Genomic DNA, 24,586 nt, shown 5'->3' with positions numbered 1-24,586 from the left:
CACTGCCCGACCATCACCGCCCGACCATCACCGCCCGACCATCACCGCCCGGGCGTCCTCATCCCTGATCGGAGAACCGTGAACGACACCACCACCTCGCCGTCCGCCCTGTTCGTCTGCGTCCACAACGCCGGACGCTCCCAGATGGCCGCAGGGTTCCTGCGCGTGCTGTCCGGCGGCGCCGTCGAGGTCCGCTCGGCCGGGTCGATGCCCGCCGACCGGATCAACCCCGTCGCCGTCGAGGCGATGGCCGAGGTCGGCGTGGACATCACCGCCGAGCAGCCCAAGGTGCTGACGACCGAGGCCGTGCAGGCCTCGGACGTCGTGATCACCATGGGCTGCGGCGACGCCTGCCCGATCTTCCCGGGCAAGCGGTACGAGGACTGGAAGCTCGACGACCCGGCCGGTCAGGGCATCGACGCCGTGCGTCCCATCCGCGACGACATCGAGCGCCGTGTGCGCGAGCTGCTCGCGTCCCTCGACGTCACACCGGTTCCGCTGCCGTCGGCCTGACGCCGAGCGTCACCACCTGCGGCGCGGTGCCGCAGCACGATCCCGCCGGGGCCGCGTCGTCGGCCTCGGCGGTCTCGTTCCCCAGGGCGAGGTCGCTGGAGCACACGCCGGTGGCGGGCAGCGCCAGCTCGACGGCGTCGGCGGCGGCCCGGTCCCCGGCCAGCGCGGCCGCGATCGAGCGGACCTGCTCGTAGCCCGTGGCCAGCAGGAACGTCGGGGCGCGTCCGTAGGACTTCATGCCGACGACGTAGAACTCGTCGTCGGGGTGGGCGAGCACGGCCTCGCCGTGCGGGGGCACGGTGCCGCACGAGTGCTCGTTCGGGTCGATGAGCGGCGCCAGCGCCCGGGGCGCCTCCACGACCGGGTCGACGTCGAGGCGCACCTCCCGCAGCATGTCCAGGTCGGGACGGAACCCGGTCGCGTTGACGACGGCGTGCACGTCCAGCGAGAGCGGCTCGTCCTTGACGGTGCCGAGCACCTGTGCGCCGTCGGCGCCGGGGACGAGGCGCTCGATCGACACGCGGGTCAGCAGGCGCAGACGGCCGGCGTCGACGGCGTCGCGCAGACGGGTGCCGAGCAGCCCGCGGGCGGGCAGCTCGTCGTCGGTGCCGCCGCCGAACAGCCGGCGCGGCGACCCGCCCCGGATCGCCCAGGTGATCGTGGTGCCGGGAGTGGTCTCGGCGAGCTCGACGAGGCTGAGCAGCGTGTTCGCCGCGGAGTGACCCATCCCCACCACGAGCGTGTGGCGGCCGGCGAAGCGGTCGCGGTCCACGCCGAGGACGTCGGGCAGGGGTCCGGTGACGACGTGGGCGGACTCGGCCTCGCCCGTCGCCGCCAGGCCGCCCGCGCCGACCGGGTTGGGGGTGGAGAACGTCCCCGAGGCGTCGATCACGGCACGGGCGAGGACGTCGGACACGCGGCCCGCGGCGTCGACGGTGCGCAGGCGGTACCCGCGGCGCGTGCGGCCCAGCGACCGGGTCTTGTCCGCGCCGTCGCGGGTGACGGCGAGCACCCGGGTGCCGGTGCGCAGGCGGTCGGCGAGGGCGTCGGTGGCGGCCAGCGGGCGCAGGTAGCCCTCGACGAGCTCGGCGCCGGTGGGCAGCTCGTCGGGGTCGGGCTCGGTCCAGCCGGTGGGGGCGAGGAGGCGGCGTGCGGCCGGGTCGACGTCGTACCGCCAGGGGGAGAAGAGGCGCACGTGCCCCCAGGACGCGACGGCGGAGCCCGCCGCCGGGCCGGCCTCGAGGACCAGCGGTTCCAGCCCGCGTTCCAGCAGGTGCGCCGCCGCTGCCAGCCCCACCGGGCCGGCGCCGATCACGACCACCGGCAGCTCGTTGCGAGCGACCTCGCTCATCACCACTCCTCACGTCGGAAGCATCGAGAAACTTCGATGCAACGATGCTCACCCATGTATCGAAGAATGTCAATGCGTGAGAGGATGGTCCTCATGACAGCGAGCACGCCGCTACCTCTCGTCGCACCCGGTGCGTCAGCAGGGTGCTGCGCCCCGCCCGGCGATCCGCTCGTCGGCAGCGACGCCGCGCAGGCGCTCGCCCGGTCGTTCAAGGCGCTCGCCGACCCCACCCGCGTCCAGCTGCTCGCCCTCGTCGCCGCCAGCCAGGGCGCCGAGGCCTGCGTCTGCGACCTCACCGCACCCGTCGGGCTGTCCCAGCCCACCGTCAGCCACCACCTCAAGATCCTCGTCGAGGCCGGGCTGCTGCGTCGCGAGCAGCGCAGCCGGTGGGCCTACTACTCCCTCGTGCCCGACGCCGTGGCCACCCTCGCCCGTTCGCTCACCGACGTGGCGCGCACCGACGCCTGACCCCGGCCCCTCAGGGGGCCCCGCCGGGAGAAGATGGTCCCGTGAGCACCCCGCACCCCCTGCCCAAGGTCCGCGCGTCCGAGCTGGTCGGACGCGGCTGGCTGAACACCGGCGGCCGCGACGTCACCCTCGCCGACCTGCGCGGGAAGATCGTCGTGGTCGACTTCTGGACCTTCTGCTGCATCAACTGCCTGCACGTCCTGGACGAGCTGCGTGAGCTGGAGGAACGCCACCGCGACGTCCTCGTCGTCGTCGGCGTCCACTCGCCCAAGTTCGCGCACGAGGCGGACCCCGTCGCGCTCGCCGCCGCCGTCGACCGCTACGAGGTGCACCACCCCGTCCTCGACGACCCCGAGCTCGTCACCTGGGGCGCGTACACCGCCCGCGCCTGGCCCACGCTCGTCGTCGTGGACCCCGAGGGCTACATCGTCGCGCAGATGGCCGGCGAGGGGCACGCGTCCGCGATCGAGGCCATCGTCGACGAGCTCGTCGTCGAGCACGACCAGAAGGGCACCCTGCACCGCGGGGACGGCCCGTACGTGCCGCCCACGCCGGAGCCCACGACCCTGCGCTTCCCCGCCAAGGCCGTCACCCTGCCCGGCGGGAACCTCCTCGTCGCCGACGCCGGGCACCACTCGCTCGCCGAGCTCGCGCCCGACGGCGAGACCCTCGTGCGCCGCATCGGCTCCGGCCGGCGCGGGCTCGCCGACGGCGGCGTGGGCCCCGACGGCACGCACGCCGCCCGGTTCAGCGAGCCCGACGGCCTCTGCCTCGTCCCCGAGGAGCTGCGCCGCACGCTCGACTACGACGTCCTCGTCGCCGACACCGTCAACCACGCCCTGCGCGGCGTCCGCCTCGACGACGGGCACGTGGTCACCGTCGCGGGCACCGGCGAGCAGTTCATGGTGGGCGGCCGGCAGAACGTGCACCCCGCGGACGCCGCGCCCCGCGCCCACGTGCACACCGAGACGCTCCCGGCGACGCAGGTCAACCTGTCCTCACCGTGGGACGTCGCCTGGTCGGCCGCCCTCGGTGCCTTCGTCGTCGCGATGGCGGGCCACCACACGCTGTGGGCCTTCGACCCGGGCGCCGACGGCGGCCACCCCGGCATCCGGCTCCTCGCCGGCACCATGAACGAGGGCCTCGAGGACGGCCCCGGCGCCACCGCCTGGTTCGCACAGCCCTCGGGGCTGGCGCCCGCGCCCGACGGGACGCTCTGGCTGGTCGACGCCGAGACCTCCGCGCTGCGCCAGGTCGCGCCCGTCGGGGCCGCCGACGTCGAGGTGCGCACCGTCGTCGGGCAGGGACTGTTCGACTTCGGCCACCGTGACGGCACCGCCGACCAGGCGCTCCTGCAGCACCCGCTCGGCGTGGCCGTGCTGCCCGACGGGTCCGTCGTCGTCGCCGACACCTACAACGGCGCCCTGCGGCGGTACGCCCCCCACGACGGGCAGGTCACCACCCTCGCCACCGGCCTCGCCGAACCCAGCGACGTCGTCGTGCAGGTGGGCGACGACGGCATCCACCTGCTGGTCGTGGAGTCCGCCGCGCACCGCCTCACCCGCCTCGCCCTGCCGACGGCGCTCGCGGGGGAGGTGCTCGACGCCGGAGCCCACCGGGTCGCGCGTGCCGCCACCGCGCTCGCGGCGGGGGAGGTCCGCCTCGAGGTGCCGTTCGCGCCCGCCCCGGGCCAGAAGCTCGACGACCGCTGGGGCCCCTCCACGGAGCTCGCCGTCGGCGCGACCCCGCCGGAGCTGCTGCTCGACGGCGCCGGCACGGGCACCGACCTGACGCGCGTCCTGCGCCTCGACCCGACCGTGGCCGAGGGCGTGCTGCACGTGACCGCCAAGGCGGCCTCGTGCGACGTCGTGCCCCTCGGGCCGGACGGGGAGCCCGACCCCGAGGTCTTCCCCGCCTGCCACCTCGCCCAGCAGGACTGGGGCGTGCCCGTCCGCGTGGGCGAGGACGGCGAGAGCGTCCTGACGCTGCCGCTGCGCGGCTGACGGGCACGCCCGGGACGGGCGGCCCGCAGCGGCAGCCGATGAGAGGTATGCCACCGCGTCCCGCCGGGTGGAGAGCGTCCGAAACGATAAGATGACGTCTCGCCCCGCCCCACGACCGGACGGAGCCTCGATGCTTCCAGTGCTGCTCTTCACCTTCCTGCTGGCGCTCTGTGCGCCCCTGCTCGTGAGGTGGATGGGCAGGCATGCCTTCTGGGTCCTGGCCCTCGGCCCGGCATCGGCGGCGGCCTACGCCCTGGCGAACACCTCCCGCGTCCTCGCCGGTGACTACCCCGAGGTCAGCGTGCGCTGGGTGCCCGGCCTGGACCTCTCCATCGACGCCCGGCTCGACTCCCTCGCCTGGCTGATGATGCTCGTCGTCGGCGGTGTCGGCGCCGTCGTCCTGCTGTACTGCTCCGCCTACTTCTCCCGCGACGCCCTCGGCACCGGGCGCTTCGCCGCCGTGCTCACCGCGTTCGCCGGCGCCATGGTCGGGCTCGTCACCGCCGACGACCTGCTCATGCTGTTCGTCTACTGGGAGCTGACGACGGTCTTCTCCTACCTGCTGATCGGCCACTACGCGGACCGCAAGGCCTCGCGCCGCGCCGCCATGCAGGCCATCGTCGTCACCACCGCGGGCGGCCTGACGATGCTCGTCGGCCTCATCGTCCTCGGCGTGGACACGGGCACGTGGCGGATCTCCGAGGTCGTCGCGAACCCGCCCACCGGCACCGCCGCCGTCGTGGCGGCCGTCTGCCTGCTCGTCGGCGCGGCCACCAAGTCCGCCCTCATCCCGTTCCACTTCTGGCTGCCCGCGGCGATGGCGGCACCCACGCCGGTGTCCGCCTACCTGCACGCCGCCGCCATGGTGAAGGCCGGGGTCTACCTCGTGGCCCGCTTCGCGCCCGGGTTCGCGGACCTGCCCGTGTGGCAGTGGTCCGTGCTGGTGCTCGGCGGCGGCACCCTGCTGCTCGGGGGCTACCGGGCCCTGCGCCAGCACGACCTGAAGCTCGTGCTGGCGTTCGGGACCGTGTCCCAGCTCGGCCTCATCATCCTGCTGCTCGGGCTCGGCACCCGGGCGCTCGCGCTGGCCGGGCTCGCCCTGCTGGGCGCGCACGCCATGTTCAAGGCCGCGCTGTTCCTCGTCGTGGGCGCCGTCGACGTCGCCACCGGCACCCGCGACCTGCGCAAGCTGTCGGGCCTGTGGCGCACCATGCCCGTCACCGCCGCCGCCGGTGTGCTCGCCACGGTCTCCATGATCGGGGTGCCCGTCTCCGCCGGCTACGTCGCCAAGGAGGCCGCGCTCGAAGGCCTCTGGCACGACGTCACCCACGGTGGCGGCGCCCTGGAGATCCTCGCCCTGGCCGCCGTCGTCCTCGGGTCCGTCCTGACCGTCGCGTACGGTCTGCGGTTCGTCTGGGGCGCGTTCGGCACCAAGCGGACGCTGCCCGACGGCGTCCCCGAGCGCACGGTGGTGCGCCGCCAGCCGTGGCTGCTCGTCGCGCCGCCCGCCCTGCTCGCCGTGCTCGGCATCGTCGTCGCGTTCGTCCCGGCCACCGGTGAGGCGCTGCTGGCACCGCACGCCGACCTGTACCCGACGGGGGAGCCCGGCCACCTCCTCCTCTGGGCCGGTCTCACGCCCGTCCTGGCGATCACCGCCGCGATCCTCGTGCTCGGGACGGTGCTGTTCTGGCAGCGCGAACGGGTCGAGTCCTGGCAGGCAGGGCGCTGGTCGCCGCCGGCCGCGGACGTCCTCTACCGCCGGTCGATGCGCCGTCTGGACGACCTCGCCGCCGACGTCACCGCCTTCACCCAGCGTGGTTCGCTGCCGTTCTACCTCGGCATCGTCCTCGTGGTGCTCGCCCTCGCGCCCGGCATGGTGATCGCCTCCGGGCTGGTGACCGGCACCACCGTCCCGGTCGACCTGCGCCCCTGGGACGAGCCCGCCCAGGCCGCCGTCGTGGCGATCGTCGTCGTCGCGGCGATCCTGGCCACCCGGGCACGGCGACGGCTCAAGGCCGTCCTGCTCGTCGGTGTCGCCGGATACGCCAACGCGGCCCTGTTCCTGCTGCACGGCGCCCCCGACCTCGCGCTCACCCAGGTGCTGTGCGAGACGGTGACGCTCGTGGTCATGGTGCTGGTGCTGCGCCGGATGCCGCCCTACTTCACCGACCGTCCGCTCGCCGGCAGCCGCTGGGTGCGTCTCGTGCTCGGGGTGGTGACCGGCGTCGTCATGATGGCCCTCACCGTCGCCGCCCCGCTGGCCCGCAGCGCGACGCCCATCAGCGTCGACTTCCCCGCCGAGGCCGTCGACTTCGGCGGCGGGAACAACATCGTCAACATCACCCTGGTGGACATCCGGGCCTGGGACACGGTCGGCGAGATCTCCGTGCTGCTCGTCGCCGCGACCGGCGTCGCGTCGCTCGTGTTCCTGCGCCAGCGCACCGGCGAGGTGCTGCGGCTGCAGCGCGCACCTGACGGCGACGACCGCTCGTCCGCCTACGACCGGACCGTGTGGCTCGCCGCCGGGCGCACCCTCGCCCCCGAGCGCCGCTCGGTGATGTTCGAGGTCATCACCCGCACGATCTTCCACTCGATGATCGTCTTCGGGCTGTTCCTGCTCTTCAGCGGGCACAACGCCCCCGGCGGCGGGTTCGCGGCCGGGCTCCTGGTGGGCATCGCCCTGGCCGTGCGGTACCTCGCGGGCGGGCGGTACGAGCTGGGCGAGGCGATGCCCGTGCGACCCGGCCTGCTGCTCGGGACGGGGCTGTTCCTCTCCGCGGGCGTCGGGCTCGCGGCGCTGCTCACCGGCAACGCCGTCCTGGAGAGCTTCATCATCGACCTCGAGGTCCCCGTGCTGGGCAAGGTCCACCTGGTGACGTCGCTGTTCTTCGACATCGGCGTGATGCTCGTCGTCGTCGGCCTCGTGCTCGACCTGCTGCGCACCCTCGGCGCCGAGATCGACCGACAGGGCGAGCTGTCCGGACGAGAGCTCGAGAACAGCGGGGGCGAGACGCGATGATCGTCCTGCAGAACACCCCGTCCGCCGTCCTCGTGCTGGCCGTCGGCGTCCTCTTCGCCACCGGCGTCTACCTCCTGCTGGAACGCCCGCTGACCCGCGTGCTGCTCGGGTTCGTGCTCATCAGCAACGGCGTCAACCTCATGCTGCTGGTGGCGGGCGGCAAGGCGGGCGCCTCGCCCATCGTGGGCAACGCCCCCGCCGACGAACCCATGTCCGACCCCCTCGCCCAGGCGATGACCCTGACGGCGATCGTCATCACGCTCGCGCTGACCGCGTTCATCCTGGCGCTCGCCTACCGGTCCTGGCAGCTGCACGGTCACGACGAGGTCGCCGACGACGTCGAGGACCGCCGGGTCGCCCGGCACGCGGCCCTCAACGCCCCCGCCTACGAGGACTCCGACGCCGAGGAGACGGGCGAGACCCTCGACGAGGCAGCCGCCCAGCTCTACGACGAGGTCGCCGGTGACGACAAGCACGAGGGAGGCCCGCGATGAACCCGACCACCTGGTCGATCTGGGTCCCCGAGACGCTCGTCCCGCTGCCCGTGCTCGTGCCGCTCTTCGCCGCCGGCCTCACCCTCGCCCTGCACCGGTACGCCAACGTCCAGCGCGTCATCAGCGTCACGGCGCTGGCGCTGACCACCGCGGCGTCCGCCGGGCTCGTCGTGCTCGCCGACTCCGGCCCCGTCGTCGTCGACGTCGGCGGCTGGTCGGCGCCCGTGGGCGTCAACCTCGTCGCCGACCGGCTGTCCGCGCTCATGCTCACCGTCAGCGGCGTGATGCTGCTGTGCGTCCTGCTGTACTCGCTCGGTCAGGGCGTGCCCGAGGACGAGGACGAGGCGTCCGACCGGCGGGTCGGCAACCTGATCCCCGTCGCGATCTTCCACCCCACCTACCTGGTCCTGGCCGCGGGCGTGTCCAACGCGTTCCTCACCGGGGACCTGTTCAACCTGTACGTCGGGTTCGAGATCCTGCTCGCGGCGTCCGCGATCCTGCTGACCCTCGGTGGCACCGCCGAACGCATCCGCGCGGGGTCGGTGTACATCATCGTCACGCTCACGTCGTCGGTGCTGTTCCTCGGGGCCGTGGCGCTGATCTACGCCGCGACGGGCACGGTCAACATGGCCCAGCTCGCCGAACGGCTGCCCGAGATCGACCCCACCGTGCGCACCGCGCTGCAGCTCCTGCTGCTGCTCGCGTTCGGCATCAAGGCGGCCGTCTTCCCGCTGTCCTTCTGGCTGCCGGACTCCTACCCGACGGCGCCCGCCCCCGTCACCGCGGTGTTCGCCGGCCTGCTCACCAAGATCGGCGTCTACGCGATCCTGCGCACCCAGGTCCTGCTGTTCCCGCCGAACGAGCTGATCGACAAGGGGCTGCTGGTCGTCGCGCTGCTGACGATGGTCGTCGGGATCTTCGGCGCCGTCGCGCAGAACGACGTCAAACGGCTGCTGTCCTTCACCCTCGTCAGCCACATCGGCTTCATGATCTTCGGCGTCGCGCTCGCCACCGAGGCGGGCACGGCGGCGGCGATCTTCTACGTCGTGCACCACATCTCCGTCCAGACCGCGCTGTTCCTCGTCGTCGGGCTCGTCGAGCTGCGCGGCAGGTCGACGTCGCTGGACCGCCTCGGCGGCCTCGCCCGCCTCGCGCCGATGCTCGCCGTGCTGTTCTTCGTGCCCGCGCTCAACCTCGCCGGCATCCCGCCGTTGTCCGGGTTCCTCGGCAAGGTCGGCCTGCTCACCGAGGGCGTCCGGGACGGCTCGGGGCTGGCGTGGGCGCTGGTGGTGGGGTCCGTCGTCACCTCCCTGCTCACCCTCTACGCCGTCGTCAAGGCGTGGAACAAGGCGTTCTGGCAGGCCGCCCCGCCCGAGATCGAGGAGCACATGACGCTGCCGCGAGGCATGGTGCTGCCCGCCGGGGCGCTCGTCGCGTTCGGTCTGGCCCTCACCGTCGTCGCCGGACCCCTGTACGGCTACGCCGAACGGGCGGCCGAGGCCTCGATGGACAACCACTCCTACGTGGACGCCGTGTTCCCCGGCGGGGCCGACCGGGGGACCGGCCAGTCCGACCAGGTGACCGACGCGACCGAGAAGGGGGAGGCCCCGTGATCGCGCGCGCGCGCCGCCGGCTGCGCCGAGCGCTCTCCCAGTGGCCCGCCGTCCTCGGCCAGGCGCTGGTGTGGGTGCTGCTCTGGGGCGACCTGTCCTGGGCGAACGTGATCGGGGGCGCCGCCCTCGGCCTCGTCGTCCTCGTCGTGTTCCCGCTGCCGCACGTCGGGTTCCGGGGGCGGGTGCGCCCCCTCGCGCTGGGGACGCTGGTCGCGCGCTTCACCGCGGACCTCGTCGTCGCGTCGTTCCAGGTCGCCGTCATGGCGCTGCGCCCCGGCTACACGCCGCACGGAGCCGTGGTCCAGGTGCGCCTGCGCAACCCCGACGACGTGTTCCTCACCATCACGGCCGTGCTGTCCACCCTGGTCCCCGGCACGCTCGTGATGGAGACCAAGCGCCGCACCGGGCTGGTGTACCTGCACGTGCTCGACATCGACCGGTTCGGTCCCGCGGACGAGGTGCGCCGTGACGTCCTCGCCCTCGAGGAACGGGTGCTGCGGGCGTTCGCGCCCGACGACGTCCTCGTGCGCTGCGGGCTGCGGGACGAGGCCGGGCCCACGGGGCCCACGGGGTCCACCGGGTCCACCGCATCGACAGGTCAGGAGGACGGACGATGATCGTGGTCCTCGTGATCGCCGCCGTGCTGGTCGCCGTCGCCGCCCTGCTGGCGCTCGTGCGGGTCGAACGGGGCCCGTCGATGCTCGACCGGGCCCTCGGCGTCGAGCTCCTCGCCTCCAGCCTCGTCGGCGTCATCGCCATCGAGGCGGCATGGCTGCGCCGCACCGAGACCATCCCGATCCTCGTCGCGCTCTCCCTCGTCGGGTTCGTCGGGTCCGTCGTCATCGCACGCTTCGTGGCGCGCGAACCCGACGAGGACGCCGAGGTCGACGACCGCACCGGGTACGAGGAGGATCCCGCGGCCGACGACCCGGGCGTCCCGCCCCGCCCGGACGACACCGCGAAGGAGGACCGCTCGTGACCGACGTCGACCCGGGGTTCTGGACGACCGTCGCCGACGTCGTCGCCGCCGTCAGCCTGCTCGCCGGCGCGTTCCTGACGTTCGCGGCCGCCGTCGGGGCCCTGCGCTTCCCGTCGCTGATCGCGCGCATGCACGCGATCACCAAGCCGCAGGTCCTCGGGCTGATCCTGCTGCTGCTCGGGCTCGCGCTGCGGGTGCGCAGCTGGTCGGCGGTGTCGATGCTCGCGCTGGTCGTCGTGTTCCAGCTCGCGACGGCACCCGTCGCCGCCCACCTCATCAGCCGCGCCGGCTTCCGCACCGGCAAGATCGACGAGTCCGAGTTCGCCCCGAACGAGATGGGTCCGTCGGACGCCGACGCGAACTGACCGGCCCGCCGGCCCGCCGGTCGGCTCGGGCCGGCGGTCGGCGGCCGGCCGCTTCAGGCCAGCCCGGCGTCGCGCGCGACGAGGGCCGCCTGCATGCGGGACCCGACGCCCAGCTTGGCCAGCACCCGGGACACGTGCGTCTTGGCCGTCGCCTCGGTGACGACGAGCTCTGCGGCGATGCCCTGGTTCGACAGCCCTCGGCCGAGCGCCGTCAGGACGTCGAGCTCGCGCGGCGTGAGGTCCGCCAACCGAGGGTCGTCGTCGTGCCGGGACGGCGGCGGGCCGGGCGCGGTGAGGCGGGCCAGCACCCGCCGCGTGACCTCCGGGGCGAGGACGCCGTCGCCCGCGCCGACCCGACGCACGGCGTCGACGAGCGCTGCGGGCTCGGCCGTCTTGAGCAGGAACCCGGCCGCCCCCGCGGCCAGCGCGCCGTCCACGTCGTCGTCCAGGTCGAACGTCGTCAGCACCAGGACGTCCGCCAGACCCTCGGCGGTGATGGTCCGCGTCGCGGCGATGCCGTCGGTGCCGGGCATGCGCAGGTCCATGAGGACGACGTCGGGCCGCAGCGCCCGCGCGTTGGTGACGGCCGCGTCGCCGTCGGCCGCCTCCCCGACCACCTCGACGTCGTCCGCGGCGTCCAGCAGCATGCGCAGCCCGGCGCGGATCGCCGCATGGTCGTCGGCCAGCAGCACCCGCACCGGAGCGGTCCGTCCGCTCGCACCGGTCGTCGTCCCTCCCGCGGCGGTCATGGCAGACCCTGCGGCGTCCGCGGGATGTCGGCCCGCACGCGCCACGTGCCGTCCGCCGTCGGACCCGCCGTGAACGTGCCGCCGAGGGCGTGGGCGCGCTCGCGCATCGTGATCAGACCCGTGCCCGCACGCAGCGCCGGCTCGTCGAGGGGCGCGGGCGTCGTGGCCAAGGTGCTGCGGACGTCGAGCACGACCGCACCGGCCCCCTCGTCCACGTCGACCCGCAGCCGGACCGGCTGTGCGGGCGCGTGCTTGCGCGCGTTGGTGAGGGCCTCCTGGGCGATCCGGTGCAGGGCCTGCCCGACGGCGGCAGGCACCTGCTCGGCGTCCGGCAGGTCCGCCTCCAGGCGGACGTCCCCGCCGGCCTGCCGGGCGCTGTCCACGAGCGAGCCGATGGCTGCCAGCCGGCCCGGTGCCGCGAGCGGGTCACGAGGCGCGTCGGTGCGCAGCAGATCGATCATGGAACGCATCTCGCGCAGCGAGTCCAGCGAGCTGGCCCGCACCTGGGTCAGCGCGGCGCGGTCGCGGTCGCTGTCCGGCGGGGACGCGAGCACCGCGCCGGAATGGATGGCGATGGTCGACAGGTGGGAAGCGATGACGTCGTGCAGGTCGCGCGCCATCGCCGCCCGCTCCGCCTGGACCGCCTCCTGACGCTGGGACTCCGCGAGGCGTGCGAGGTCGGCGGCGCGCTCCCGCTCGAGCTCGGCGGTCCGGGCGGCCTCGTCGGCGCGCGCCCGCTCCAGGTCGGCCAGCTCGGTCTTCTGGCGCACGTTGTCCGCCCACCACATCGGCACCAGCAGGATGGCGCCGAGCTGCAGCGCCGCGAACACCACGACGCGCAGGTCGCGGGTCATCTCGCCGGCGACGACGGCGGCGGCGACGGTCAGCACCCCCGCGACCGTCCACAACCAGGTGCGGGTGCGCGCCCCGCAGCGCAGCATCGCCGAGAACTGCAGGTCCCAGAGCACGAGCAGCACGGCCAGGCTGCCGCCCCACGACAGGTCCACGAGGGTGATCGCGACGCCGCCGAGCAGCGCCAGGACAGGGCGGGCCCGCTTCACCGCGACGATCAGGCAGCCGAGCGCCAGGAGCGCGAGCCGCCCCCACGGCGGCGCGCTGCCGTGCCACAGGTCGAATCCCGGGGCCACGTCCACCAGCCCGATCGCCAGGAGCAGGCTCCCCACCGCGAAGATCGTCACCGCGTCCGCGACGTCGGAGCGCCTGCCCTCGCCCCGCAGCCGGCGCAGCACGGACGGCGTCCCGGGCGCGGTGGAGGGCTCGACGCTCACCCTGACATCCCAGCACAGGGCCGCCGGGCGTGTATCCCTCGAACGATGTACCCCGCCGACCTGCCGGGATACCTCCTGCGGCGGACGATCCGGACCGGCGCGGCGCGCCAGGGTCGTCGCATGGACCTTCCCGTGGACCTCGGCGGTGCCGAGGGTGCCGGACCGGCCGTGCTCGCCGGGGTGCTGGCCGTGCTCGCCCTGGTCGACTCGACGAGCTTCGGCACCCTGCTCGTGCCCGTCTGGCTGCTGCTGGCCCCCGGGCGCCTCCGCGCCCGCCGGGTGCTCGCGTACCTGGGTGTCGTGGCCGGCTTCTACCTGCTGGTGGGAGTGGTCGTCATGGTCGGCGGGGGAGCGTTCCTCGACCGCTACGGGAGCGTGCTGGACTCGCGCCCGGCGGTGCTGCTCCAGCTCGTCGCCGGCATCGGGCTGTTCGCCCTGAGCTTCCGCTACGACCGCAAGCACGTGGCCCGCCGCGCCGAGACCCGTCGCGCCGACGGTCGCGAGGACGGGCCGGGCCGTCTCGTGCGGTGGCGGGAACGGGCCCTGGGCACCGAGGGGCGCAGCGGGTCCGTGCTGCCGCTCGTCGGGCTCGCGCTGGGGGCGGCGGGCCTCGAGGTCGCGACGATGCTGCCCTACCTCGCGGCGATCGGCCTCCTGACGACGTCGGACCTCGCCACGGTGCCCGCCGTGGGCGTGCTGGCCGCCTACTGCGTCGTCATGGTGGCGCCCGCCCTGCTGCTCCTGGCGGGCAGGCTCGGGGCGGCGCGGGCCGTGGATCCCGTGCTGCGGCGGCTCCAGGGGTGGCTCACCCGCAACGCCGCGGAGATGACGAGCTGGGTGCTCGGCATCGTCGGGGTGCTGCTGACCCTCGACGCGGTCGGGCGGCTGGGCTGGACCTGACCCGCGGCGGTGCTCAGGGTGCCAGCAGGCCGAGGAGCTCGTCGAGCGAGTCGACGACGTCGACCCGCTCCGCCTCCGGGCGGGTCGCGTGGAGGTAGCCCCACGGGCCGCGACGGATCAGCACGGGCCGCATCCCGGCGTCGGCGGCGGGCAGCACGTCGTTGTCGAGGCGGTCGCCGACGTACGCGATCTCGGACGCCGCCGCGCCGCAGAGGTGCGCGACGCGCTCGAAGAACTCCGGGTCCGGCTTCTGGGTGCCCCACTCGTCGGAGGTGCGGATCGCGTCGACGGGCAGGTCCATCGCCTCCAGGGCGGTGCGGGCCTGGGGCGGCTGGTTGCCGGCGACGACGACGGCGAGCCCGGCCTCGTGCAGGGCCGCCAGGGCCGGGCGGACGTCGGGGTAGAGGTCGTCGGCGTCGAAGTTCTCCCGCAGGCCGTCGGGGTCGTCGTCGGCCCAGCGGGCGATCTCCGCCGGCAGGTCGATGCCGGGGCGCACGAGCCGGAAGGCTTCCTCCAGCGGACGGTCGGAGGCCGCGCACGCGCCGATCAGGCCGAGGAACGTGCCGCGGGGGACGCCGAGCCGGTCCGCCCACCGGCTGAAGATCCGCGTCTCGTCGATCAGGGTCTCGCCGACGTCGAACACCACCGCACGCACCATGTCGGCGAGCCTATCCGCCCTGCTGCACCCCGCCGCCCGCTCCCACGTCGTCACTGCGGCGTCGTGACGGGGGCAGGACGCCGCCGGGCAGGCGGGCGGGGAGAGGGGAAGACGTGTGGGTGACGGGGAGGACACCCCACGGGTGGCGCAGGGTTCAGCCGAGCGGAGTAGCGTGTTCAACGTTCGTACAGGTCCCCGACCTAAGGTGATGAGCATGGACCGACCGACGATCCCCGTGACGCTGTCCACAGCCTCGGTCTACCCGCGACGCGCGCCGTTCGCGTTCGAGGTGGCCGCGCAGATCGGCTACGACGGCGTCGAGGTGATGGTGTGGTCCGACCCGGTGACGCAGGACGTGAAGGCCCTCGAGCGACTCGTCGCGGAGACCGGGATGCCGATCCGCTCCATCCACGCCCCGACGCTCCTGGTGAGCCAGCGCGTGTGGGGCCGATCGCCCGCGGAGAAGCTGGCCAAGGCGGTCGACATGGCCGGTGAGCTGGGCGCCGGCACCGTCGTCGTGCACCCGCCGTTCCGGTGGCAGTACCGGTACGCGCGCGGGTTCGAGGAGCAGGTCAAGCTGCTCAACGAGAGCGGCCCGGTGACGGTCGCGGTGGAGAACATGTACCCGTGGCGCCCCCACTCCCGGCTGGACCGGGAGCTGAAGGCGTACCTGCCCGGCTGGGACCCCGCCGAGCACGGCTACGACGCGGTGACCCTGGACCTCTCGCACGCCGCCATCGCGCAGCAGGACGGCATGGAGCTGCTCGACGTGTTCGGTGACCGGCTGCGCCACGTCCACCTCGCCGACGGCACGTTCAACGTGCGCGACGAGCACCTGGTGCCGGGGCGCGGCGACATGCACTGCGACAAGGTGCTCACCGAGCTCGCACGCCGCGGGTTCACGGGCGACGTCGTGCTGGAGATCTCGACGCGCAAGGCGCGCACGGCCCACGAGCGGCACGCCGACCTCGTGGCGAGCCTGGAGTTCGCCCGCGCCTACCTGTCGCCGGTGCCGGTGTCGTACACGCCGCCGCCGCCGGAGCACCGGCACCTGCCCGCCGACGCCTGGTGATCCTCCGGCCGCCGTCCTGGGCGTCAGGCGGCGGTCGTGAGCGTCAGGCCGCCACCGAGGGGCGGGCGCCGACGGCCCGCAGCACGAAGGTCTCCGCGGCGCGGATGGTCCGCTCGCGGGCCTGCTCCTCGTCGGGGATGAGCCGCCCGGACAGGCACGCGTTGACGAGCTGGACGGTGGGTTCGAGGTCCTGCGGCGGGAACGCGCCCCGTTCGATGCCGTCGTGCAGGATCCGCTTGAGGATCGACTCGACGATGCTCGCGTGCTCGCGCAGGCGCGCCTGCGTGGAACGGGACAGCACGGTGCGCAGGTCGGGCCCGGGGGCGAGGTGGAACACCCGGGTGAGCTGCGCCTGCTGGCGGATGTAGGTGCGCAGCTGGGCGACGGGGTCGTCGACCTCCGCGAGCGCCCGTTCGAGGGTGTGCGCGTACTGCTCCGTCTCGTGCGTGATGAACCCGAGCAGCATCGCCTCCTTGTCGGCGAAGTGGTTGTAGACGGCGGTGCGTCCCACTCCGGCTGCCTGGGCGATGTCGGCCAGCGTGATCGTGTCGAAGCCTCGCTCGGCCATGAGCGTGGACAGGGCCATGAACAGCTTGTGCCGGGTCATCTGGCGATGCTCGTGAAGACTGTTGCCGATGATCTTGGGCATGCTGACATCATAGGCACCGCGTGTCAGGACCTCCGGGGTATCGTCCGCGATGTGACTCATGCCACCGACAACGACCCCGCACAGCCCGACGGCCGTCCCGGCGGCATCGTGCCGGACACCAAGGACTGGACCTGGGTCGTCGCGGATCCCTGTCCCGAGTGCGGTTTCGAGCCCACCGACGTCGTCCCGAGCGCCGTCGGGAGCGTCGTGCGGTCCACGCTCCCGCGCTGGCGCGAGGCGCTGTCGCGTCCCGACGTGCGCACCCGCCCCGTCCCCGAGACGTGGTCCGCGCTGGAGTACGGGGCCCACGTGCGGGACGTCTTCACGATCTTCGACGCCCGGCTCGCGCTCATGCTCGGCACGGACGGCGCCGAGTTCGACAACTGGGACCAGGACGCCGCCGCGCTGGAGGGCCGCTACGCCGAGCTCGACCCCGCCACGGTCTCCGCCGAGCTCACGGCGGCCGGCGAGGCCGTGGCCGCCCGCTTCGACGCGGTGGGTGCGGACCAGCTGGAGCGCACCGGTCTGCGGTCGAACGGCTCGACGTTCACGGTGCGCACGTTCGGCCGGTACTTCGTGCACGACGTCGTCCACCACCTGCACGACGTCGACGCCTAGCCCCCAGGACCTGAGCCCGCGCCACCGGCTCGTCGTCGCACCGTGGAACGTCACACGCCGGCAACATCGCGCGCGTCCGCAGGGGGTATTTTGCGGGCATGTCGTACGTCCAGGCCCTGGTCCCCGCGGAGCACGCGTCCAACCACCTCCTCGTCCTGCCGGGAACGCCGGGGCCGCAGTCCCTCGTGGAGCTGGCCGACGCCTGGTTCGCCGACGTCCGCTGGCTGCGCGAGCCCCGGGTCGTCGAGGCGGTGCGGCGCGCCACGGGTGCACGGTTCCGGGGGATCGCCGTCTCGGAGCCGCCCCGCACGGAGCCGGGCGTGCTGGGCATCGGTGCGGAGCACGGGGCGGCCGGTCCCTTCGAGGTCGCACCGGAGGCGTCCCCGCAGGCGGGTCTGACGGGCCCGTCGACGGCGTTCGCCCTGGGGCGGGTGGACGGCACCTTCGACGCGCGCACGGGGCGGCCCACCTCCCTCGACGACCGGGACGGCATCGCGCGGGCGTTCGCGGCCGGGCTGCCGGAGGGTGAGGAGCTCCGGCTGGTCCAGTGGGGCGTGGCCGTCGCGCGCAAGCTCGGTGGCGTGGTCCTCGCGGACGGCCGCCACCTCCTGCGGCCGGATCCGGCGGGGGCGGTGGACCTGACGGTCTACGCAGGCCGGCAGCTGTCCGCCGAGGACCTGCTGGCTCTCCTGAGGGCCCAGGTGGCGACGGCGCAGGCCGACACCTCGCCGTCGGCGTCGGGCCCGGGGCGCGTCCGGATGCTCGGCCGCACGCCCTACGACGGCACCGTCGTCGTGGAGGCGGAGCAGGTGGACCGGGTGCCGCGGGTGCTCTCCGGGCTGGAGCCGCGGTCGTACGGCCCGCACGTCGTGCGCATCACGTGGGTGCCGCAGGACCCGTACGAGCTGAGGACGGAGGTCCCGTCCGGGGTGCACGCGATCGCGAGGGCGCGGATGCGGGCCGTGGTGGCGCGGCTGGCGCTGCACGTGTGCGCCACGGCGGGCGGCACGGTGGTCGACGACGGCGCGTTCGTGGCGACGACGGCGCAGATCGAGCAGCGCACGTCGGAGCAGACGCCGGGGACGGTGCGCGCCTGGGTGTGATCGGTTGTCCACAGGCTTGTGGACGGCTGGTGCCTTCTGTCACACACGGTGTCCCCGCAGGTGGGGACTGTCGTGCCCACGGGTGCGGACGGTCGTGCGCAGGGGTCGGGGAGCGACCTGGACATCCCGCCCAAGAGGTCCCGAACCGCGGATTCCTGCGGATTCCGGCCTGCGTGGTGCAGGGGTGCCCGGCGTCGTCGGGTGAGGGCGGCTGCCCTCGGGTGCGGTTCGGTGGGCGGTCGGTGGGAGCGTTTGTCCACAGATTCTTTCCACAGCGCTGTGGATGGTGTGGGGATTCCGCGGGTCACGTTGTGGACGAACCTGTGGCCGAGAATTCACGTGCCCGTAGGGCTTGCCGCGACCGGTTCACGGGTCTAGAAACGTCGTTAACAGTCTCGCCGGTGAGCACCTCGACGAGACGACGGTCGACCGGAGAACGACGGGCCGATCCGCACCAGGTGCGGGCCGCGGGTGACGACGCGGGTGTCTGGCGGGGCCGGAAGACCACCCATGTCCGGGTCTCTGCGGAGAACGGGGTGGACGGGACGACGACGCACCAGGTCCCGGACGGCCCGGCAGAGCGCTCGGGGCCGTGACGTCGACACGGCGCCCCGCCAGCGATCGCGTGGGGAACATGGGCTGACCGAGGCCCCCGGAACCCGGGGGCCTCGGCCGTACCTCTCGGTCGTACCTCTCGGCCGTCCCTCAGGACGCCGTCGGACGTACGCTCCCGACATGAGCAATCTCGAGACGCGGCCCGTCGAACAGGTCTGCGCGCCCGGTGAGCCCAAGGCCGCCGTCGAGATCCTCGGCCCCCGTGACGTGCCCCTCGGCGGCCCGCGCGCCATGACGGTCCGGCGGACCATCCCGCAGCGGCAGCGCTCGCTCGTGGGCGCCTGGTGCTTCTGCGACCACTACGGGCCGGACGACGTCACCTCGTCCACCGGGATGCAGGTGCCACCCCACCCCCACACCGGGCTGCAGACGGTGACGTGGCTGTTCGACGGCGAGATCCTGCACCGCGACTCCGTCGGCTCCGAGCAGGTGGTGCGCCCGGGCGAGCTCAACCTCATGACCGCCGGGTGGGGGATCTCGCACTCCGAGGAGTCGCCCGCCCAGCACCCGCCGCTGCTCCACGGCGTCCAGCTGTGGACGGTGCTGCCGTCCTCCGCCAAGGACACCGACCCCACGTTCGAGCACCACGGCGACCTGCCCGTCGCGGACGTCGCCGGCGCAAGCGTGCAGGTGTTCATGGGGTCGTTGCACGTCGACGGCCAGGACCTGGTCTCCCCGGCCCGCACCTGGACCCCGCTCGTCGGAGCGCAGGTCGACCTGGAGCCCGGCACCACCCTGACCCTCGACGTCGACGCGGACTTCGAGCACGGCCTGCTCGTGGACACCGGGGAGGTCACCCTCGACTCCGAGCCCGTCCCGCCCCACGCGCTCGGCTACGCCGCCCCCGGACGCCGCACGCTGACCCTGCGCGCCGGCGCGGCTCCCGTGCGGGCCGTGCTCGTGGGCGGGACACCGTTCACCGAGGACGTGGTCATGTGGTGGAACTTCGTGGGACGCACCCACGACGAGATCGTCGCCGCACGCGCCGCGTGGGCGCAGCAGGTGGACGACCGCCCGGACGGCGCGACCGGCTACGCCCCGGGGGCACGGGAGGGACGGTTCGGGCAGGTCGACGGCTACGCCTCCGGCCCGCTGCGCGCCCCGGCGCTGCCCGACGTGCGGCTGCGTCCCCGGTCCCGCTCCTGACGGACCCGACCCCGACGCTCCCCACGCCCGACCGGTCCCGGCAGGGCGGCCGTCGCCGGAGCCGGACCGCTCAGCGGAACGTGACCTTCAGCTTTGCGTTCTTCATCCCGCCGGACACGTTGACCAGGCTGATCTTCAGCCCGCCGGTGCGGGTCGTGAACGTCTGCCCCTCCCACATCGTGGAGCGTCGGTTCGACTCGCGACCCATCGGCACGATCAGGTGCTCGCCCGGATACGCCCAGGTCGAGCTCCCGCCCGCCACCCGGCTCACCGTCACGCCGTAGCGCACCGTGTAGGCCCGGTCCAGGCGGTACGGGATCCGGGCGTACGGGTACCGCACGTCCGGGTCCTTGCGCCGCAGCTCGATCTCGTAGACCGATCCGCTGCGCGGGTCGCGGACCCGCACCAGCGTGGGCCGCTTCGTGTCCCGGTCCCGGGCGGTGAGCAGCACCGTCCGGCTGCCCGACGACCCGCTGACGTACCTCTGCTCGCTCGACGGCAGCACCCCGAGGTGGCGCTGCTGCGCGCCGGACAGTGCGGGCACGCCCGTCGCGGCGAAGTCCGCACCCATGAGGTCCAACGGGTCCATCCCCTCGGCCGCGCCGCAGTCGTCGCTGCGGAACCCACCGTCCGCGACGCCGTCGCACCAGCCCACGCCCGAGTGCTCCAGACCGAGGTTGTGGCCCAGCTCGTGCGCCAGGGTCGCGACACCGCGCTGGTACTGCTGGTGCTTCCACCGGTCCTTCGACGCCGCGCCGTCGGGCCCGCCCGCGAGCGAGAACGTCCACCCGCCCGGAGAGTCGCGGCCGGCCTTCGAGGGGAGCGACCCCAGCCCGATCGTGCCGCCGCACGTGGTGGCGTAGCGGGAGCCGCCCGGACGGTCGCCGCTGCGGTACGGGTACAGGACCACCAGGTGCGCGCGACGGTCGGGCCCACGCGTCGACGACGTGTACCAGCCCGTGCCGTAGTGCTTCGCGCCGCCCCGCTTGACCTGCTGGACGATCTGCTTCGTGCTGCGGCACGCCCCGTCGCCGGTGCTCACGCGCTGCACGGAGCCCGTGCGCACGAACGTGATCCTGTTGCCCGACTGCTCGCGCCAGTACGACGACACCTCGGACAGCAGCCGGTCGACGTCGGAGTCGCGCAGGTACCGCTTCACCTGGCTCTTGGTCATGCCCTTCGGGGTGGCGACGGCGACCTGCACGGTGTGGACACGCTTGCTGGTCCGTGCCGCCTGCGACAGCGCCCGCACACCGTTGTTCGCCGACCGGACGGCACGCGTGGAGTCCACCGACGACTCCCAGGTGACGGGCGTCCCGCCGTGCGGGTCACGCACCTCGGGGGAGGCCGCGGCCGCCCCGACGTCGACGAGCAGCAGAGCGCCGGCGACGACGCCGATGATCCCGGACCGCCAAGACATGTGAGCCCCCCGCGTCGACCTCGACTGCCCGGAGCGTAACCAGCGGTTGCTCCGAGCGCGCGTCGAGCCGAGGACGTCGTCGGATGAAACCTGCGACACCCGGGTGAACCCGCACCGGCATGGTCGGCACGCGACCCCACGGACCGCACAATAGGACGTCGTCCCGACCCGGAGCATCCAGTGAACCCCACCCGTACCCCGTCCGCCGCCCGCCCCCTGTGGCGGCGACCCACGTTCGTCGTCGGCCTCGTCCTGCTCGCCCTCGTCGCCGTCGTCGGCCTCGCCGCCGGTGACGCCGCCACCGCCCTGACGCTCGTCCTCGTCTACGTGCTGCTCTCGGCGCTCGCGGGCGCCGTCGTCGGCTGGACGTGGTGGGGGACGCGCGGGCGGGGCAGGCTCGTCGGGATCGCCGGGGCCGCGGTGGTGGCGCTGTTCGTCACCGCCGTCGTCGCGTCGCCCGACGACGGCGCCCCGGCCGCCGTCGACGCGGCGGGCGCCGCCGTGGCCGCCGATCCGGACCCCAGCGGGACGACGACGCCGTCCCCGTCCGTCTCGCCGTCGTCCTCCCCGACGCCGGAGGCGTCACCCGGGCCGGGCGCAGCCGACGACGAGGCCTCCGGTCCGGCCGCCGTCGGTACGGCGCTGGCAGCCCTCACCGACGTGCCCGTGAAGGGCCGCGCCCCGAAGACGGGCTACGACCGCGACGAGTTCGGTCCGGCGTGGTCGGACGTCGACCGCAACGGGTGCGACACCCGCAACGACATCCTCGCGCGCGACCTGACCGGTGAGACGTTCGAGCCCGGCACGCACGACTGCGTGGTGCTGACCGGGACGCTGGCCGACCCGTTCACCGGCACCGTCATCGCGTTCCAGCGCGGGCAGGCGACGTCGACGGCCGTGCAGATCGACCACGTCGTCGCGCTGTCGGACGCCTGGCAGAAGGGTGCCCAGCAGCTCGACGGGACCGACCGCGAGCTGTTCGCCAACGACCCGCTCAACCTGCTCGCCGTCGACGGCCCGAGCAACGGGGCCAAGGGGGACGGCGACGCCGCGACGTGGCTGCCGCCGCACAAGGCGTTCCGCTGCGAGTACGTCGCCCGTCAGGTCGCGGTGAAGCTGACCTACGAGCTGTGGGTCACCCGCGCCGAGCACGACGCCATCGCCGACGTGCTGTCCACGTGCCCCGACGAACCGCTGCCCGCCGGCGGGCTCGCACCCGACGTCTCGCCGACGGCGACGGCGGCCCCGCCCGCCGCGGAGCCCGAGCCGGAGCCGGAGACGGACGCGCCCGCCGCCGTCTACTACGAGAACTGCACCGCCGTGCGCGAGGCCGGTGCCGACCCGATCCGCGAGGGCGAGCCCGGCTACGCCCGCCATCTCGACCGCGACGGCGACGGCGTGGGCTGCGAGTAGGAACGACGAGAGCCCCCGGACGTGGCCGGGGGCTCTCGTGCTGGAGCGGGTGACGGGAATCGAACCCGCGCTATCAGCTTGGGAATCTCAGGGAGCAGGTTCCCGGGTCCCTGGAGTCAACCCAGGTCCGTTGGAATCTTGCCGTTCCATCGTACGGCCGCTGCCGGTCGTTCCCTGTCCGTGACACCCCGTAGTGGCACGTAGTGGCACGTCGTGCCCTCCAGACCTGGTCAGGGCGAACCGATACGAACGGACCTCACTCGACTGGTGCGTCGAACTGGCCGGCCAATAGGATCGCCGCATGTCGACGGAGCCGCAGTCAACGGAGCTTCTACACGTTTGGCATGTCCCGGTGGTTGGGGGCGGCTCCATGGACCTGCCGGCAGTGGCGGGCGGTGTGACGACTATCGTGGGCGCGAATGGCGCCGGCAAGTCCGCGCTGGCTACCAACCTGCATCAGCAGGCCCCGGCCGAGACAACGCGACGTTTGATCGCTCATCGTAAACTGTGGTTCACGCATTCAGGGCCAGAAATTAGTTCTGCGCAGCGAGAGCAGACAAGCCAGAATGCCCAGAACTTCGACCGCAGGCCGGACTCCAGATATACCGACAGGTACGCGGATAGTCGAACAAGCATTGCTTTATTTGATTTGGTCGGCAAGGTAAGTGATCAGCATCGACAGATAGTGGAAGCCCAAGACGGCGGAGCCAGTTGGGAGGAGGCTCAGGCCGCAGTTGGTGAGCGATTGCTGACAAGTCTGAACCGAATTCTTGAGGGCGCAGGACTATTTGTCAGCGTTGAGATCACCGAGCGCCAGACCTTCAATGCGCGGCACCGCGATGTTGGTGTCGTGTATCCGATCTTCCAGATGTCAGACGGGGAGAAGAGCGCGCTCCTTCTTGCGGCTGAAGTTCTGACGGCTCCGGCGGGCGGAATTCTCATCATCGATGAGCCAGAGCGTCACCTTCACCGTTCGATCTCCGCTCGCCTCATTGAGTCCGTCGTGGCGGCACGGTCGGATTGTGCTTTCATCATCCTGACGCATGATCTCGATCTTGCTGCAGCGTTGGGAGACTACGGATCGACGTATGCGGCTATCGGGGTCAAGTGGAGCGGAGATCGAGCCGCTGCGTGGGACGTCCTTGAAGTTTCGGCTGGGGAGCAGCTCCCTGAGTCAGCGCGTCGGGCGATCCTTGGCGGCAGGAAGCGGATCCTCTTCATCGAGGGGGATCACGGAAGTGTCGACCTTCGGTTGTACCGAATCCTCTATTCTGACTGGTCGCCGGTTCCTGCTGGAGGGTGCAACGAGGTAATTCGAGCGGTCAAAGGACTACGTTCTAGTTCTCAGCATCATTGGCTGACCGCAGTTGGCTTGGTCGACGGCGATGGTCGCGAGACGGCCGAGAGGGATCGATTGCGCGAGAGCGGGATTCTTCCACTCCCGATCAGTGAAGTAGAGAACTTCTACTACCTGCCCGAGGTCTTAGAGGCGGTTGCTGGAAGGCAGTCGATGACCCTTGGAGAAGACCCCGGTCAACTCGTGGAAGTCGCGGTAGAGAATGCTCTGGGTGAGTTGGGATCCGCCGGGACCCTTGAGCGACTCGCAGGAAATTTGGCAAGAGATGCCGTGACGCGACAGTTTGTAGACTATCTACCCAGCGAAGTCGGCGAAGAGGATGTGACGGTGACTTTCCCCTCGCCGTACGTCAGTATATTCGCGCGGGTAAAGCGGCTGCACGAAGATGGGGATTACGCTGGATTGATTCGTGAGTTGCCCATCCGGAACACTGGGGTGCGTGCAAAGGTTGCGAAGGCGCTCGGCTTCGCAAGTATTGCGCACTACGAGAACGCGGCGCGCACGGCTATCGGGTCTGACGAAGCCCTGCGAAGCGTCGCGCGTGCTGGAATCGGCGCGCTGCCCGAATAGAGGACTACGGCTGGACGGGTCTAGCGTTGTTTCTCGGCAATGCGCGTAATTAGGCGTCGCAGCTCGGGTGCTGCGGGTCCGTCCATCGCAGGGTGTACCGGGGTCAGTTGACGCACTCGTCGCCGACGATCTCGGCGACGAGGTTGTCTAGTTCAACTCCGGCCGGGCTCTCGGCGAGGTGGGCCCGCACTGCACGGCGCTGAACTACGAAGTTGGGCGTGG

At 72.7% G+C, this 24,586-nt stretch carries 22 protein-coding genes; 16 read left to right on the top strand and 6 right to left on the bottom strand.

Annotated features, from left to right (window positions below; genetic code table 11):
• Window positions 1-78: 78 nt before the first annotated feature.
• Window positions 79-513: an arsenate reductase ArsC gene (locus ACNHYB_RS09925; protein WP_418275179.1), complete on the top strand. Its 435-nt coding sequence runs from the start codon at window positions 79-81 to the stop codon at window positions 511-513.
• On the opposite strand, the gene ACNHYB_RS09920 is transcribed toward ACNHYB_RS09925, so the two are convergent.
• Complete coding sequence (locus tag ACNHYB_RS09920) at window positions 485-1,864, bottom strand: FAD-dependent oxidoreductase (RefSeq protein ID WP_418275178.1); 1,380 nt, start codon at window positions 1,862-1,864, stop codon at window positions 485-487. The two genes, ACNHYB_RS09925 and ACNHYB_RS09920, sit on opposite strands and share 29 nt — an antisense overlap.
• Before the next feature lie 93 nt (window positions 1,865-1,957).
• Here ACNHYB_RS09920 and ACNHYB_RS09915 point away from each other — a divergent pair, with 93 nt between their 5' ends.
• The 8 genes from ACNHYB_RS09915 to mnhG all read left to right on the top strand — a co-directional run bounded on the left by ACNHYB_RS09915 (window position 1,958) and on the right by mnhG (window position 10,805).
• Window positions 1,958-2,332: an ArsR/SmtB family transcription factor gene (locus tag ACNHYB_RS09915; protein WP_418275177.1), complete on the top strand. Its 375-nt coding sequence runs from the start codon at window positions 1,958-1,960 to the stop codon at window positions 2,330-2,332.
• A gap of 41 nt (window positions 2,333-2,373) precedes the next feature.
• Entirely contained in the window at window positions 2,374-4,335 is a 1,962-nt protein-coding gene (locus ACNHYB_RS09910; RefSeq protein ID WP_418275176.1) for an NHL domain-containing thioredoxin family protein, read from the top strand.
• A gap of 130 nt (window positions 4,336-4,465) precedes the next feature.
• On the top strand, window positions 4,466-7,354 hold the full coding sequence (locus tag ACNHYB_RS09905) for a Na+/H+ antiporter subunit A (protein WP_418275175.1): 2,889 nt from the start codon (window positions 4,466-4,468) through the stop codon (window positions 7,352-7,354).
• Window positions 7,351-7,848, top strand: a complete 498-nt coding sequence (locus ACNHYB_RS09900) for a Na(+)/H(+) antiporter subunit C (protein ID WP_418275174.1) — start codon at window positions 7,351-7,353, stop codon at window positions 7,846-7,848. Before ACNHYB_RS09905 ends, ACNHYB_RS09900 begins: the two co-directional genes overlap by 4 nt.
• Window positions 7,845-9,461, top strand: coding sequence for a Na+/H+ antiporter subunit D (locus ACNHYB_RS09895; RefSeq protein ID WP_418275173.1), 1,617 nt, complete (start codon window positions 7,845-7,847; stop codon window positions 9,459-9,461). Before ACNHYB_RS09900 ends, ACNHYB_RS09895 begins: the two co-directional genes overlap by 4 nt.
• On the top strand, window positions 9,458-10,078 hold the full coding sequence (locus tag ACNHYB_RS09890) for a Na+/H+ antiporter subunit E (RefSeq protein WP_418275172.1): 621 nt from the start codon (window positions 9,458-9,460) through the stop codon (window positions 10,076-10,078). The genes ACNHYB_RS09895 and ACNHYB_RS09890 overlap by 4 nt, the downstream gene beginning before the upstream one ends.
• Window positions 10,075-10,440 (top strand): monovalent cation/H+ antiporter complex subunit F, encoded by a 366-nt coding sequence (locus ACNHYB_RS09885; RefSeq protein WP_418275171.1) that lies wholly within the window; start codon window positions 10,075-10,077, stop codon window positions 10,438-10,440. Before ACNHYB_RS09890 ends, ACNHYB_RS09885 begins: the two co-directional genes overlap by 4 nt.
• A complete protein-coding gene (mnhG, locus tag ACNHYB_RS09880) occupies window positions 10,437-10,805 on the top strand; it encodes a monovalent cation/H(+) antiporter subunit G (RefSeq protein WP_418275170.1) in 369 nt (122 codons plus the stop codon). Before ACNHYB_RS09885 ends, mnhG begins: the two co-directional genes overlap by 4 nt.
• A gap of 53 nt (window positions 10,806-10,858) precedes the next feature.
• Here mnhG and ACNHYB_RS09875 read toward each other — a convergent pair whose 3' ends face one another.
• Together ACNHYB_RS09875 and ACNHYB_RS09870 are read right to left on the bottom strand one after the other, a co-directional pair.
• Entirely contained in the window at window positions 10,859-11,554 is a 696-nt protein-coding gene (locus ACNHYB_RS09875) for a response regulator (RefSeq protein ID WP_418275169.1), read from the bottom strand.
• Window positions 11,551-12,843, bottom strand: a complete 1,293-nt coding sequence (locus ACNHYB_RS09870) for a histidine kinase (protein ID WP_418275168.1) — start codon at window positions 12,841-12,843, stop codon at window positions 11,551-11,553. The genes ACNHYB_RS09875 and ACNHYB_RS09870 overlap by 4 nt, the downstream gene beginning before the upstream one ends.
• A gap of 120 nt (window positions 12,844-12,963) precedes the next feature.
• Here ACNHYB_RS09870 and ACNHYB_RS09865 point away from each other — a divergent pair, with 120 nt between their 5' ends.
• Window positions 12,964-13,743 (top strand): GAP family protein, encoded by a 780-nt coding sequence (locus tag ACNHYB_RS09865; protein ID WP_418275167.1) that lies wholly within the window; start codon window positions 12,964-12,966, stop codon window positions 13,741-13,743.
• A 13-nt stretch (window positions 13,744-13,756) separates the two neighbouring features.
• On the opposite strand, the gene ACNHYB_RS09860 is transcribed toward ACNHYB_RS09865, so the two are convergent.
• Window positions 13,757-14,401: an HAD family hydrolase gene (locus tag ACNHYB_RS09860; RefSeq protein ID WP_418275166.1), complete on the bottom strand. Its 645-nt coding sequence runs from the start codon at window positions 14,399-14,401 to the stop codon at window positions 13,757-13,759.
• Window positions 14,402-14,615: 214 nt separating this feature from the next.
• On the opposite strand from ACNHYB_RS09860, the gene ACNHYB_RS09855 reads away from it, so the two are divergent.
• On the top strand, window positions 14,616-15,473 hold the full coding sequence (locus ACNHYB_RS09855) for a sugar phosphate isomerase/epimerase family protein (protein WP_418275165.1): 858 nt from the start codon (window positions 14,616-14,618) through the stop codon (window positions 15,471-15,473).
• Between the two features lie 43 nt (window positions 15,474-15,516).
• Here ACNHYB_RS09855 and ACNHYB_RS09850 read toward each other — a convergent pair whose 3' ends face one another.
• Window positions 15,517-16,122: a TetR/AcrR family transcriptional regulator gene (locus ACNHYB_RS09850; RefSeq protein WP_418275164.1), complete on the bottom strand. Its 606-nt coding sequence runs from the start codon at window positions 16,120-16,122 to the stop codon at window positions 15,517-15,519.
• A 51-nt stretch (window positions 16,123-16,173) separates the two neighbouring features.
• On the opposite strand from ACNHYB_RS09850, the gene ACNHYB_RS09845 reads away from it, so the two are divergent.
• The 3 genes from ACNHYB_RS09845 (at window position 16,174) to ACNHYB_RS09835 (ending at window position 19,604) form a co-directional block, all read left to right on the top strand.
• A complete protein-coding gene (locus ACNHYB_RS09845; RefSeq protein ID WP_418275163.1) occupies window positions 16,174-16,740 on the top strand; it encodes a DinB family protein in 567 nt (188 codons plus the stop codon).
• A 98-nt stretch (window positions 16,741-16,838) separates the two neighbouring features.
• A complete protein-coding gene (locus ACNHYB_RS09840; protein WP_418275162.1) occupies window positions 16,839-17,843 on the top strand; it encodes a hypothetical protein in 1,005 nt (334 codons plus the stop codon).
• 735 nt (window positions 17,844-18,578) lie between these two features.
• A complete protein-coding gene (locus tag ACNHYB_RS09835; RefSeq protein ID WP_418275161.1) occupies window positions 18,579-19,604 on the top strand; it encodes a pirin family protein in 1,026 nt (341 codons plus the stop codon).
• 70 nt (window positions 19,605-19,674) lie between these two features.
• Here the strand turns inward: ACNHYB_RS09835 and ACNHYB_RS09830 are convergent, their stop codons facing one another.
• Window positions 19,675-21,024: a hypothetical protein gene (locus tag ACNHYB_RS09830; RefSeq protein ID WP_418275160.1), complete on the bottom strand. Its 1,350-nt coding sequence runs from the start codon at window positions 21,022-21,024 to the stop codon at window positions 19,675-19,677.
• A gap of 180 nt (window positions 21,025-21,204) precedes the next feature.
• Here ACNHYB_RS09830 and ACNHYB_RS09825 point away from each other — a divergent pair, with 180 nt between their 5' ends.
• Window positions 21,205-22,437: a GmrSD restriction endonuclease domain-containing protein gene (locus ACNHYB_RS09825; protein ID WP_418275159.1), complete on the top strand. Its 1,233-nt coding sequence runs from the start codon at window positions 21,205-21,207 to the stop codon at window positions 22,435-22,437.
• A gap of 301 nt (window positions 22,438-22,738) precedes the next feature.
• Entirely contained in the window at window positions 22,739-24,364 is a 1,626-nt protein-coding gene (locus ACNHYB_RS09820; protein WP_418275158.1) for an AAA family ATPase, read from the top strand.
• Window positions 24,365-24,586: the final 222 nt, after the last annotated feature.

Origin of the sequence: Isoptericola jiangsuensis, from assembly GCF_048320105.1 — a bacterium.
GTDB lineage: Bacteria > Actinomycetota > Actinomycetes > Actinomycetales > Cellulomonadaceae > Isoptericola > Isoptericola jiangsuensis_A.
This window is presented reverse-complemented; position numbering and strand designations above follow the sequence as displayed.

Bases quoted from the DNA above. Each gene is read 5' to 3' on its own strand.
- ACNHYB_RS09920 (WP_418275178.1), bottom strand. From the start codon at position 1,864: ATGAGCGAGGTCGCTCGCAACGAGCTGCCGGTGGTCGTGATCGGCGCC.
- ACNHYB_RS09915 (WP_418275177.1), top strand. From the start codon at position 1,958: ATGACAGCGAGCACGCCGCTACCTCTCGTCGCACCCGGTGCGTCAGCA.
- ACNHYB_RS09905 (WP_418275175.1), top strand. From the start codon at position 4,466: ATGCTTCCAGTGCTGCTCTTCACCTTCCTGCTGGCGCTCTGTGCGCCC.
- ACNHYB_RS09900 (WP_418275174.1), top strand. From the start codon at position 7,351: ATGATCGTCCTGCAGAACACCCCGTCCGCCGTCCTCGTGCTGGCCGTC.
- ACNHYB_RS09895 (WP_418275173.1), top strand. From the start codon at position 7,845: ATGAACCCGACCACCTGGTCGATCTGGGTCCCCGAGACGCTCGTCCCG.
- ACNHYB_RS09885 (WP_418275171.1), top strand. From the start codon at position 10,075: ATGATCGTGGTCCTCGTGATCGCCGCCGTGCTGGTCGCCGTCGCCGCC.
- ACNHYB_RS09875 (WP_418275169.1), bottom strand. From the start codon at position 11,554: ATGACCGCCGCGGGAGGGACGACGACCGGTGCGAGCGGACGGACCGCT.
- ACNHYB_RS09865 (WP_418275167.1), top strand. From the start codon at position 12,964: ATGGACCTTCCCGTGGACCTCGGCGGTGCCGAGGGTGCCGGACCGGCC.
- ACNHYB_RS09860 (WP_418275166.1), bottom strand. From the start codon at position 14,401: ATGGTGCGTGCGGTGGTGTTCGACGTCGGCGAGACCCTGATCGACGAG.
- ACNHYB_RS09855 (WP_418275165.1), top strand. From the start codon at position 14,616: ATGGACCGACCGACGATCCCCGTGACGCTGTCCACAGCCTCGGTCTAC.
- ACNHYB_RS09850 (WP_418275164.1), bottom strand. From the start codon at position 16,122: ATGCCCAAGATCATCGGCAACAGTCTTCACGAGCATCGCCAGATGACC.
- ACNHYB_RS09840 (WP_418275162.1), top strand. From the start codon at position 16,839: ATGTCGTACGTCCAGGCCCTGGTCCCCGCGGAGCACGCGTCCAACCAC.
- ACNHYB_RS09835 (WP_418275161.1), top strand. From the start codon at position 18,579: ATGAGCAATCTCGAGACGCGGCCCGTCGAACAGGTCTGCGCGCCCGGT.
- ACNHYB_RS09830 (WP_418275160.1), bottom strand. From the start codon at position 21,024: ATGTCTTGGCGGTCCGGGATCATCGGCGTCGTCGCCGGCGCTCTGCTG.
- ACNHYB_RS09820 (WP_418275158.1), top strand. From the start codon at position 22,739: ATGTCGACGGAGCCGCAGTCAACGGAGCTTCTACACGTTTGGCATGTC.